Origin of the sequence: Acinetobacter uliginosus, assembly GCF_044130295.1 — a bacterium.
Classification (GTDB): domain Bacteria; phylum Pseudomonadota; class Gammaproteobacteria; order Pseudomonadales; family Moraxellaceae; genus Acinetobacter.
Map to the genome: position 1 here is coordinate 20,894 of NZ_JBIQOC010000061.1, position 11,696 is coordinate 32,589.

Sequence of the window (11,696 nt, forward strand, 5' to 3'; positions counted from 1 at the left end):
ATAGCCTGTTTATTTTATGATGCTGATGCTATGTGTTTGAGATCAAACAAAATGATCTGCTTAATGAATATAATAAAAATCCACTAATTTGGCGAACACTTCTGTATGCAATATTCACATCATCCAAAATTGAAAGCTTTTCCTGAATGTATGAAATTAGCTTTTCAATATGTATCATCACAGGAGACACGTGTTCAGGCACGTTAAGAATGCTAAGCAAATCAAGATTTAAACTTTGATGGACATGCAAGAGTCGGAAGGGATGAAAGCAGAGGAATGTTATATATTTTACAAGAAAATAGACTGAAACTCTTAAAAAAATTGTCATTATATTGTTGTAAATCGCCTCTTTAGTTCATTAAAAAACCGTGTATTTACACGGTTTTTATTTAAATCCTCATTAGAGAACTTGCATAAGCCAAAAATATTCAATATTTGATTTTTAAAATCAGCATTGCCTCATTTAATTGTCTAAATATTTATACCTTTGCGTAGGCATTAGCTCTACTTTTGAAAGGTCAAAAGTAGACAAAAACCTTTTGTTTCCCATACACGACATCCTTGTCGTGATGGGAAACGTGTGGCATCCATGCCACACTCATGACTCCAATATTTGCTAAAGCCTATTTTTGATTTTGGCTTTAAGAACGACTTGTGGTAATTGAAAAGTGATTTATGAAAGAAGTCTATTTAATTATTTAAACTGAATTGAACCATTGGCATTAACGGTAATTTTTGATTCACCGGCCTCAACATTTTGTGCATCAGCGGCCTCAGCACCTGCAAATTTCGCCATATTGGCACGCATCATTACCGGTTGAGGGTAATAGTTATTGGTATTCAGGTTGAGGTTAACCAATTGATAGCCTGATTTATTCCATGCCGAAGTCAACATTTGTGCGCGTTGCTGAAAGTTTTTCGATGCTTCCACCATCAATTCATTTTCCACTTTTTTACGTTGTGCATCGGAAACGGTAAAGTTGATCGACTGGGTTTGGAAGTTTTGTTGTAATTCGCTGATTAACTGGCTGACGGCTTTAAAATCGGTACTTTTTAGGCGAATTTCAGCTCGGCCACGCCATTCTTTCAATTTCTGGCTGTCATTGTCATACACCGGATAAGTGCTCTGTGTACCCGTTTCAACTTTCACTTGCGGGTATTTTTTCGACGCTGCTATGGCCTGGTTCATGAGTTGTGTAATGAGGGCTGAAAGTTCAGCTGGCTGCTTCTTGCTTCTTTCAATATATAAAACCGCATACATTTCATCATTGGAAATCTGGCGAGTGGCTTCAGCCTGGACATTGACTAAATTATAATTCAGCTGCTCTGTTGGCTGCGCAAAGGTAGCTGTTGAAAGTAGGCTAGTAAGTACCAGAGAAGAGAGAGTTAAATATCGCATTATTTTTACCTATTTTTTGTAAAGAAAAGTTCAGCCTTTAATAAACATGGTATCGCTACTTCATGAGGATTTTTTGTAGACTTTGTGTCAAGATTGTAAATGGTTTGATCAATCTTATAAAAAAATGGCTTGCAAATAAAATATTTAAAAATTAATTACTTAACTTGATTTAACTTGAACGGTTACGTTCATTTAATCTGTTGCATAAAAAAAGTATAAAAATAAGGTTTTCTTTAGTCTGTCACACTGTAAGATGATAATTCAATCTAAGAATTGGCTTGATATATTTTTTTGATCGGTTTTGGGCAGATAAAGTCATAAAACTTGTTTATTTTATTGAAAAATTCTGTATCATCCGCCGTTTAGTTATGATGTATAAATCAAGTCGTCAAACTAGATTCTATAAAGCACCGAGTCAAAGGACCACAAGTCACCCGACTTATTTCTTTCAACCCATATCAGAGATGGTAATTCGATATGAGCGTTTCTTCTGTAAATCCTGCCACTAAGTCTACTAACGAATACTATTTGACTCGCCAAAGCCAAATGGAATCCAATGTTCGTAGCTATCCACGTAAATTGCCGTTAGCGATAGCAAAAGCCTTAGGTTGTTGGGTTACTGATGTTGAAGGTACAGAGTACCTCGATTGTTTAGCTGGGGCAGGAACATTGGCTTTAGGCCATAATCATCCTGCGGTAATTCAAAGTATCCAAGATACGCTAGCAAGCGGTCTTCCATTACATACTTTAGATTTAACGACACCTTTAAAAGATGCATTTACTGAAGCATTACTTGAACAGCTCCCTGGTGGGAAGGAAGAGTATTGCCTACAGTTCTGTGGTCCGTCTGGTGCAGACGGTACAGAAGCAGCAATTAAATTAGCAAAAACTTATACCGGTCGTAGCTCAGTGATCAGCTTCTCAGGTGGCTATCACGGTATGACACACGGTTCTTTGGCAATGACAGGTAACCTGTCTGCGAAGAATGCAGTCAATGGCTTGATGCCAGGCGTACAGTTTATGCCATATCCGCATGAATACCGTTGCCCATTAGGCATTGGCGGTGAAGCGGGTGTTGATGCCTTGACTTATTATTTCGAAAACTTCATTGAAGATGTAGAAAGCGGTGTAACCAAGCCAGCAGCTGTGATTCTTGAAGCGATTCAAGGTGAAGGCGGTGTGGTGACTGCACCGGTTAAATGGTTGAAGAAAATCCGTGAAGTGACTGAAAAACACAATATCGTGTTGATTCTTGACGAAGTTCAAGCAGGCTTTGGACGTTCAGGCAAAATGTTTGCCTTTGAACATGCGGGTATTGAACCTGACGTGGTCGTAATGTCTAAAGCTGTGGGTGGTAGCTTGCCGCTTGCAGTACTGGGTATTAAACGTAAATTTGATGCTTGGCAGCCAGCAGGTCACACCGGTACTTTCCGTGGTAACCAATTGGCGATGGGTACAGGTCTTGCGACCATCAAAACCATCAAAGAACAAAATCTTGCACAAAATGCGCAAGAACGTGGCGATTTCTTACAAGCTGAATTGAAAAAATTAGCAGTGGAATTCCCATGTCTCGGTAACGTACGTGGCCGTGGTTTGATGATCGGTATTGAAATCGTTGACGAACGTCAAAAAGCAGATCATATGGGTTCATTCCCTGGTGATTCTCAATTGGCTGCTGCAATCCAGGCTGCATGTTTCGATAACAAACTGTTGTTAGAAAAAGGTGGTCGTAACGGTACTGTGATTCGTTTACTTTGCCCGCTTATCATCACCCAAGACGAATGTGTTGAAGTGATTGCCCGCTTTAAGAAAGCAATTGCTGAAGCGCTTGTTGCAGTTCGAGGTGCATAAGGCATGGTAGATTTTGCAGAACACCGTAAAGCGTTATTCTGCAATGATGCAGGTTCCATTGCTGACTATCAGTCAGCAATGGACGAAGCGGTAAAAGCCGTTTCTGCATGGTTGCAAAACGACAAAATGTACACCGGCGGCAGCATTAAAGAGCTACGCAGTGCAATTGCATTTCATCCTTCAAAAGAAGGCATGGGTCTACACAAATCGCTTGAACGTATGGTTGAGCTTTTCTTAAACAAAAGCCTGAAAGTTCATCATCCGCACTCGTTAGCACATTTGCATTGCCCGACCATGGTGGCAAGCCAGATTGCAGAAGTATTGATTAATGCAACCAACCAGTCTATGGACTCATGGGATCAAAGCCCTGCCGGTTCATTGATGGAAGTGCAGTTGATTGACTGGCTGCGTCAAAAAGTCGGTTATGGCTCAGGTCAGGCAGGTGTATTCACCTCTGGCGGTACCCAGTCGAACCTGATGGGTGTGCTGCTTGCGCGTGATGCCTGCATCGCGAAAAACTGGAAAGACGAAAACGGCAATCCGTGGTCAGTTCAGCGCGATGGTATTCCTGCTGATGCGATGCGTAATGTCAAGGTCATCTGTTCTGAAAATGCACACTTCTCTGTGCAAAAGAATATGGCGATGATGGGCATGGGCTTCCAGTCTGTAGTCACTGTTCCTGTAAATGAAAATGCACAGATGGATGTAGATGCACTGGAAAAAACCATGGCGCATCTTCAGGCTGAAGGCAAGATTGTGGCTTGCGTAGTTGCAACTGCAGGTACGACTGATGCCGGTGCGATTGATCCATTAAAACAGATTCGTGAAATCACTAACAAATATGGCGCGTGGATGCACATTGATGCAGCTTGGGGTGGTGCACTGATTCTGTCTAATGACTATCGTTCTATGCTCGATGGTATTGAGTTGTCTGATTCCGTGACACTCGATTTCCATAAGCATTATTTCCAGACCATTTCGTGTGGCGCGTTCTTGTTAAAAGACGAAGCCAACTACCGTTTCATGCATTATGAGGCTGAGTACTTGAACTCTGCTTATGATGAAGAACATGGCGTGCCAAACCTGGTGTCTAAATCACTGCAAACAACACGTCGCTTTGATGCATTGAAATTGTGGATGACGGTTGAAGCATTGGGTGAAGAGCTTTACGGTTCAATGATCGATCATGGCGTGAAACTGACCCGTGATGTTGCTGATTATATTAAAGCGACTGATGGTTTAGAGCTTCTGGTTGAACCGCAATTTGCTTCGGTCTTGTTCCGTGTAGTGCCAGCAGGCTATCCTGCTGAATTGTTAGATACATTGAACCAGAACGTTGCGGATGAACTGTTTGCTCGCGGTGAAGCGAATATTGGCGTGACTAAAGTGGGTCAGGTTCAATCCTTGAAGATGACTACACTTAGTCCAGTTGCGACTTTAGATAACGTGAAGAACCTGCTTGGCCTTGTGCTTGCAGAGGCTGATCGTATCAAAGGTCCAATCGCGGATGGTACATATACGCCTGCAATTGATTAATTGATTGTCTGTGTGAAATGAGGAGGCCATACGGTCTCCTTTTTTTTATTTAAGATTGTACAACCTCATTTGATTTATGAGGTATCAATATTGATCTGATTGGAAGAGATGTGGTTGAAAAGTTTTGCTTTAAATTCAAGCTGTAAATTACAGACTAAAACTTTTTAGAGACCAGTATTCTGCAAGCAAGTCCCAGTCATGTTCTTTAAAGACCATGTGAGCGGGTCAATCAGGATTAGAATTTTTAATTGTTTTAATGTTTATGGTCATATCATTGTCATTATTTATTTTTGACTATATGACAAAATCATGTTTATGAATTTCAGAGATTTGGACAAGTGGTGGTAAAAATTAGAGTAGTGTAACTTTGAGACGGGACAGAGAAAGCCTGATACAGATAGAAAAGAAATCCAGAAACAGAACATTTTTATGGTCTGTACATAGAATAAACACCCTGCAAGTAGAAACAGAAGGCATGAGAAAATGACAGATTTAAGAAATATTACAAATTCGTACTCAAAAACAATGTTTGAATAATATTTTTGATTGGTTTTTAGTTATTGAATTTAAAAGATATTTTTAAAAACCCTACAAAAGAAATGAATTATCATAAAAGCGTCACAAAGCTGTAACTTGATTGTCATATTCTAAAATCAAAATGCAATCATCGAAATAAGTACAAAACTTTATAAAAAGTAGCGTACTTCAAAATTGCATCTATTGAAGAGAGAAAAGAATGCGCTTAAACCACATCGCACTTGCTTTAGCACTTTCAGGGGCAGCTGTAGCAACAACAGCAAATGCAGCTCGTGATACTATCCAGATCGCTGGTTCTTCGACTGTTTTGCCATACGCAAGTATTGTAGCAGAAGAATTTGGTAATACTTTCCCGCAATTTAAAGCACCGGTGGTGGGTTCTGGTGGTACATCTGGCGGTTTAAAACAATTCTGTCAGGGTGTAGGTGATAATACCATCGACATCGCCAATGCATCTCGTAAAATTAAAGATACTGAATTGGCTGCATGTAAAAAAGCTGGCGTAAACCAAGTAATCGAAGTTAAAGTAGGTTATGACGGTATTGTATTCGCATCTAACTCAAAGAAAGCAGCTTATAAATTACGTCCACAACATGTATTTGCTGCACTGGCTGCACAGTTGCCTTCACAAGGCAAATTGGTTCCAAACCCGTATACACGCTGGAATCAAATTGACAAAGCACTTCCAAATGAACCAATCACATTGGTAATTCCAGCTTCTAACCACGGTACACGTGAAGTGTTCCAGGAAAAAATGGTTGAAGCAGGTTGTGAATCTTACGCATATTTCAAAAACTTAGATAAAGATGCTCAGAAGAAAGCATGTTCAAATTTCCGTAAAGACGGAAAAGTCATTGAAATTTCTGGTGATTATACTGAAACACTTGCACGTTTAAAAACTTCTCCAAGTGCAGTTGGTGTGTTTGGTTTAGGTTTCTATGACCAAAACCGTGACAAATTACGTGTAGCTACAGTGAATAATGTGACCCCATCAGAGAAAACGATTCTAAATGGTTCTTACCCGGTATCACGTCCATTGTACTTCTACGTAAAAGGTGAGCACCTTAAATCAATCAAAGGCTTACAACAGTATTCTGAGTACTTCCTGAATAAGAAAGTTTCAGGTAAAGGCTCTAAACTGGAAAAAGCTGGTCTGATTTCTATGTCAGACAAAGAACGTGCCAAAGTTCTTGCAAATTTGAAAGCCGGTAAAGCGGTTAAGTAATTAGGATAAATGAGCTGACGGTAGAATAATTTCTACCTTCGGCTTTTTTGTATAGACAAGTTTTTCAAAGCATGAAAATTGAAAAATGCTGGAGAATACATGAATCTGCTACTTATGGGCGTGTTGTTGGCATTAATTGCCATCGCCTATCAAATCGGGTTATCAAAAAGCCGTAACCTAGCAGGTAAGGGAAATAACACTGCAAAGTTGCACTCGCGTCCTGGCTATTACGGGGCACTGGTGGCTTTATGGTGTGGTATCCCTGCTTTTTTAATTTTACTGGTTTGGAATATTGTCGAACCGAACATTCTGCGCCATGTGGTGTTAAATAATGTCCCTGCAAACGTTGCAGCGACATTGGATCGTGCCGGTATAGAAGTGCTCATTGATCGTGTTAAAGCGATTGCTTCGGGTTTTGGTGTGAGTGATCAAGCCGCAGCCTATGAAATTGCAGCCGCACAGCAACTCGCGAAAATTGAAACGATTAGTTCTTTTGCTAAATTGGCTTTAGTGATTTGTGCCGCTTTGGCGGGTCTGGTGATGGCTAAAAAGCGCATTGCCCAGCAATATCGTGCCCGTAACCAGGTTGAAAAAATCATTAATTGGGGCTTGGCTCTATGTTCCGGTGTGGCCATCTTAACCACCATCGGCATTGTACTTTCGATGTTTAGCGAAGCCATGCGCTTTTTCCATTTTGTCAGTCCGATCGATTTCTTTTTTGGTACGGAATGGAACCCTGGATTTAGTACTTCTGGAAATGCAGAAGGCAGTTATGGCCTGTTGCCATTAATCTGGGGAACCCTGATGGTGAGCGGAATCGCCTTATTGGTTGCGGTTCCTGTTGGACTGATGATTGCTATCTATCTGGCTGAATATGCACCTTCAAGTTTTCGTGCCTGGGCAAAACCTGCCATTGAAGTTTTAGCCGGTATTCCAACCATTGTTTATGGCGTGTTTGCATTGATGGTGATTGGCCCATTCTTCAAGTTGCTTGGCGAAAGCATTGGACTACACATTAATGCAACCAGTGCCTTAACTGCTGGTTTTGTCATGGGCATCATGATTATTCCGTTTGTATCTTCATTGTCGGATGACATTATTACCCAGGTGCCACGTGCACTACGCGATGGTTCTTTAGGGTTGGGTGCAACCAAGTCTGAAACCATTCGTCAGGTGGTTCTGCCTGCTGCACTGCCGGGGATTATTGGCGCATTCCTACTTGCCGCATCACGTGCGATTGGTGAAACCATGATTGTGGTTCTGGCAGCAGGGAATAGTCCATTATTGCATGTCAATCCGCTAGAAGCCGTATCTACAGTTACTATTACCATTGTGAACCAGTTAACCGGCGATACCGACTTTGCCAGCCCGCAAGCTTTGGTGGCATTTGCATTAGGTCTAACGCTGTTTGTCATTACGTTAGGTTTAAACATTGTTGCACTGTATATCGTGCGTAAATATCGCGAGCAATACGAATGAGTACATCAAATACATCTTCTATGGGGCAAAGCTTTGACCCACAAGCTGCAGCTGAATTACGCGAAAAACGTAAACAGAGAATTGCCAGTTCTTTAGCCAAACGTCATCGTAAAGAAAAGACATTCCGTATTTTAGGCTTTTCTGCAGTTGTGACAGGTTTGTTCTTTGTGGTGCTTTTATTCGGAAGTATTTTAGCGAAAGGCTTACCTGCATTCTGGCAAAGCAGTCTCTCTGTACCGGTCTATTTCGATCCTGCCATCATTCAGGTGGGTGCAAAACCTACGCAGAAGGACGGCGAATCTCCAGCCCAGTTTGCAGAGCGTACCATTGCCTGGCAAACCGAAATGGGCATGGTGGATTGGGATGCCTTGATTGTTAATGGCATGATTGCAAAAGATCCTTCAATTGCCTCAAAACGTGATGATTTATCCGCTTTGTATACCAGTTCAGAGGCCTATCGCTTGCGTGATATGGTAATGGCTGATCCAACGCTGATTGGCAAAAAAGAAGAGATCAAGATTCTGGCCGATGCCAATGTCGATGTATGGCTAGCAGGTAATATTGATCGCAGTTTACCTGATGACCAGCAACAGCTTAGTCCTGAAATTCGCCAGCTTGCCGATGATTTAAAAGCCAAAGGTGTGATTGAGAATAGCTTTAATACCAATATCTTTACCAATCCAGACTCACGCAGTTCACCTGCAACTTCTGGTCTTGCAGGTGCATTCATGGGCTCAGTGTTCATGATGCTGATCGTGATTTTTATCTCGATTCCGATTGGTGTGGCATCAGCGATTTATCTTGAAGAATTTGCGCCTAAAAATTGGATTACAGATGTTGTTGAAGTGAATATCAATAACTTGGCAGCGGTTCCTTCGATCGTCTTTGGTTTGCTCGGCGCTGCCATTTTTATTGGCTGGATGCATTTACCCCTTTCTGCCCCCTTGGTCGGTGGTCTGGTACTGAGTCTGATGACCTTGCCAACCGTGATTATTACCACACGTGCATCACTGAAAGCAGTACCACCATCCATTCGTCAGGCGGCATTGGGTCTGGGTGCTTCCCGTGTACAAACGGTATTTCATCACGTGCTGCCTTTGGCGCTTCCGGGCATTTTAACCGGCGCCATTATTGGGGTAGCACAAGCCCTCGGTGAAACCGCACCCTTACTTCTGATTGGGATGAGTGCTTTTGTAGCAAGCGTGCCAGCGACACCACTCGATCAATCTACTGCATTACCGGTACAAATTTTCTTATGGCAGGGTAACGAATTACGTAACTTCTTTGAAGGACGTACTGCTGCCGCAATTATTGTCTTACTGGCGCTGATGGTTGGTTTGAACAGCCTTGCCATCTGGTTACGTAAGAAACTTGAAGTGCGCTGGTAAGTGAGGACAATATATGAATACTGTAACAGCTATGACACAAGCAAATTCCTTAGAACAGGATGAATCCGTGAATCCAGAACAGAAACAGTTTATCGCTCCCGAAGTCGATCAAAAACATCCTGGTACTTCATTTGTTTCTCAATTCGATACTCATACTTCAACGAAAAAAGAAAATGAAACATCGAATGTTAAAATAAGTACTTCAGATGTCCATGTTTACTATGGCGAAGCAGAAGCCATTAAAGGTATTGACATCAATATCTATGAAAATGAAGTGATTGCCTTTATTGGTCCATCGGGATGTGGTAAATCAACTTTCCTGCGTACCTTAAACCGTATGAACGACACCATTGATACCTGTCGCGTGACCGGTAAGGTGATGCTTGATAATCAGGATATCTATGACCCGAATCTGGACGTGGTTTTACTGCGTGCACAGGTTGGTATGGTGTTCCAGAAACCGAACCCATTCCCGAAATCAATTTTTGATAACGTGGCGTATGGTCCTAAACTGCATGGTTTGGCGCGTGATAAATACGACCTGGAAGAAATTGTGGAAAATAGCCTGCATAAAGCGGGGCTGTGGAATGAAGTCAAAGACCGTTTAAACCAGCCGGGTACAGGTCTTTCAGGTGGTCAGCAGCAGCGTTTATGTATTGCGCGTACTATTGCGGTGAGTCCGGAAGTGATTCTGATGGATGAGCCATGTTCAGCGCTGGACCCGATTGCAACGGCTAAAATTGAAGAACTGATTTCAGAACTTTCAACCCAATATACCATTGCGATTGTAACGCACTCGATGCAACAGGCTGCACGTGTATCTGACCGTACTGCCTATTTCCATTTGGGTGACTTGATTGAAGTCAATTCGACTGAAAAAGTCTTTACTCAGCCAGATCACCAATTGACTGAAGCGTATATTACCGGTCGCTTCGGTTAATCTGAACACCATTTCTAAAAAGAGCCGTAAGGCTCTTTTTTATTTCACTATTGTTGTATTGAAGTTAGAAAGACTGGTTTTCTTTTTGGTTAATGATCATTATTTGCAAAATATAAATTGAATTTTTGTGTGATTGCCCACATCTTATGCAAGATAAATATGAATTAAATGAGTCTGTATCTGTATGTTATTTCACAATCCCAAATTACCCGCTGAAATCCGTATCAACCATTTAAACGCACGTGTAAATGAACAACGAAAAAAAATTGCACAAGCGACTGCATCTAAATTGGAACAACTGCATCTTGCCCAACAGCTTTCAAAAGAAGCGCGTTTACGTAAAAAGAATAATCAAAAAATTTATGTGCTTGACTTCAAAGGTGACACAGCAGCCTCTGCCGTAGAAAACTTGCGTGAAGAAATTACCCTGATTTTAGCCACTGCAAAAGCAGGGTGTGATCGTGTTGTGGTGCGTCTGGAAAGCCCAGGCGGTATGGTGCACGGCTATGGTCTGGCAGCTGCCCAGCTGGTGCGTTTGCGGGATGCCGGTTTTAACCTGACGATTTGTGTCGATAAAGTTGCAGCCAGTGGCGGCTATATGATGGCCTGTATTGCCAATGAAATTGTATCTGCACCATTTGCCGTCGTCGGTTCCATTGGTGTGGTTGCACAGGTACCAAACTTTAACCGTCTGCTGAAAGAAAAGCACATTGACTTTGAACTTTATACCGCAGGTCAGTTTAAACGTACCGTGACCATGTTTGGTGAAAATACCGCTGAAGGTAAAGCCAAATTTGAACAAGAGTTACAGCAGACGCATGAGCTGTTTAAGCATTTTGTTGAAAAGTACCGTCCGCAGTTGAATGTTGAAAAAGTGGCAACAGGTGAGCACTGGTATGGAAAAGATGCGCTTGAATTGAATCTGGTAGATAAGCTGCAAACTTCAGATGAATATTTGCTTGCTTTATTGCCACAACATGAAGTCTTTGTGATTGAAACTCGACGTAAACCGACACTGGGTGAAAAGCTGGGTCTACAAGCGGCGCAAATAGCTGACGGTCTAGTCCCTGCAGTGATGAATAAAGTGATGGAATCATTGAGTAAAGCCAATGCAAATTTGCTACAAATGCGTGACCCTAAACTTTAATTGAAAGCTGTTTGCTGATTTTAAAATTGCGCTCTGATGAGCGCAATTTTTTTGACTGACTGTAGCTTAATATCCGATTCAATTTGATCCGTAAGCGTCCGCTGAACACACCTTATGAATTCATCCTATAAGCCTTAATTTAGTCCCCACTTAAAAACAAGTGGGGACTAAAATTTATGACTACAAATCACCAG

8 protein-coding genes are annotated in these 11,696 nt (G+C 41.7%); 7 read left to right on the top strand and 1 reads right to left on the bottom strand.

What is annotated here, in order from left to right; all coding sequences use genetic code 11:
* Positions 1–694 precede the first annotated feature (694 nt).
* Positions 695–1,399 (bottom strand): SIMPL domain-containing protein, encoded by a 705-nt coding sequence (locus tag ACE01T_RS12080; RefSeq protein ID WP_166167018.1) that lies wholly within the window; start codon positions 1,397–1,399, stop codon positions 695–697.
* Between the two features lie 477 nt (positions 1,400–1,876).
* Here ACE01T_RS12080 and ACE01T_RS12085 point away from each other — a divergent pair, with 477 nt between their 5' ends.
* From ACE01T_RS12085 to sohB, 7 genes are all read left to right on the top strand, one after another.
* Positions 1,877–3,250, top strand: coding sequence for a diaminobutyrate--2-oxoglutarate transaminase (locus ACE01T_RS12085; protein ID WP_086196113.1), 1,374 nt, complete (start codon positions 1,877–1,879; stop codon positions 3,248–3,250).
* Between the two features lie 3 nt (positions 3,251–3,253).
* Positions 3,254–4,786 (top strand): pyridoxal phosphate-dependent decarboxylase family protein, encoded by a 1,533-nt coding sequence (locus tag ACE01T_RS12090; RefSeq protein WP_180044294.1) that lies wholly within the window; start codon positions 3,254–3,256, stop codon positions 4,784–4,786.
* A 736-nt stretch (positions 4,787–5,522) separates the two neighbouring features.
* Positions 5,523–6,548, top strand: coding sequence for a substrate-binding domain-containing protein (locus ACE01T_RS12095; protein WP_166167009.1), 1,026 nt, complete (start codon positions 5,523–5,525; stop codon positions 6,546–6,548).
* Positions 6,549–6,647: 99 nt separating this feature from the next.
* Positions 6,648–8,027 carry a phosphate ABC transporter permease subunit PstC gene (pstC, locus tag ACE01T_RS12100; RefSeq protein ID WP_086196110.1) on the top strand — a complete coding sequence of 460 codons (1,380 nt, stop codon included), beginning with the start codon at positions 6,648–6,650 and terminating at the stop codon, positions 8,025–8,027.
* The gene (gene pstA / locus ACE01T_RS12105) at positions 8,024–9,415 is read left to right on the top strand and encodes a phosphate ABC transporter permease PstA (RefSeq protein ID WP_086196109.1); all 1,392 of its coding nucleotides are present in this window, start codon (positions 8,024–8,026) and stop codon (positions 9,413–9,415) included. Before pstC ends, pstA begins: the two co-directional genes overlap by 4 nt.
* A 13-nt stretch (positions 9,416–9,428) precedes the next feature.
* Positions 9,429–10,355: a phosphate ABC transporter ATP-binding protein PstB gene (gene pstB / locus ACE01T_RS12110; protein WP_086196108.1), complete on the top strand. Its 927-nt coding sequence runs from the start codon at positions 9,429–9,431 to the stop codon at positions 10,353–10,355.
* A gap of 184 nt (positions 10,356–10,539) precedes the next feature.
* Entirely contained in the window at positions 10,540–11,502 is a 963-nt protein-coding gene (gene sohB, locus ACE01T_RS12115; protein WP_180043277.1) for a protease SohB, read from the top strand.
* Positions 11,503–11,696 lie beyond the last annotated feature (194 nt).

What these genes read in the sequence shown, in the direction of transcription:
- pstC (WP_086196110.1), top strand. Translation starts at nt 6,648, where the DNA reads ATGAATCTGCTACTTATGGGCGTGTTGTTGGCATTAATTGCCATCGCC.
- ACE01T_RS12090 (WP_180044294.1), top strand. Translation starts at nt 3,254, where the DNA reads ATGGTAGATTTTGCAGAACACCGTAAAGCGTTATTCTGCAATGATGCA.
- ACE01T_RS12095 (WP_166167009.1), top strand. Translation starts at nt 5,523, where the DNA reads ATGCGCTTAAACCACATCGCACTTGCTTTAGCACTTTCAGGGGCAGCT.
- ACE01T_RS12085 (WP_086196113.1), top strand. Translation starts at nt 1,877, where the DNA reads ATGAGCGTTTCTTCTGTAAATCCTGCCACTAAGTCTACTAACGAATAC.
- ACE01T_RS12080 (WP_166167018.1), bottom strand. Translation starts at nt 1,399, where the DNA reads ATGCGATATTTAACTCTCTCTTCTCTGGTACTTACTAGCCTACTTTCA.
- pstA (WP_086196109.1), top strand. Translation starts at nt 8,024, where the DNA reads ATGAGTACATCAAATACATCTTCTATGGGGCAAAGCTTTGACCCACAA.
- sohB (WP_180043277.1), top strand. Translation starts at nt 10,540, where the DNA reads ATGTTATTTCACAATCCCAAATTACCCGCTGAAATCCGTATCAACCAT.
- pstB (WP_086196108.1), top strand. Translation starts at nt 9,429, where the DNA reads ATGAATACTGTAACAGCTATGACACAAGCAAATTCCTTAGAACAGGAT.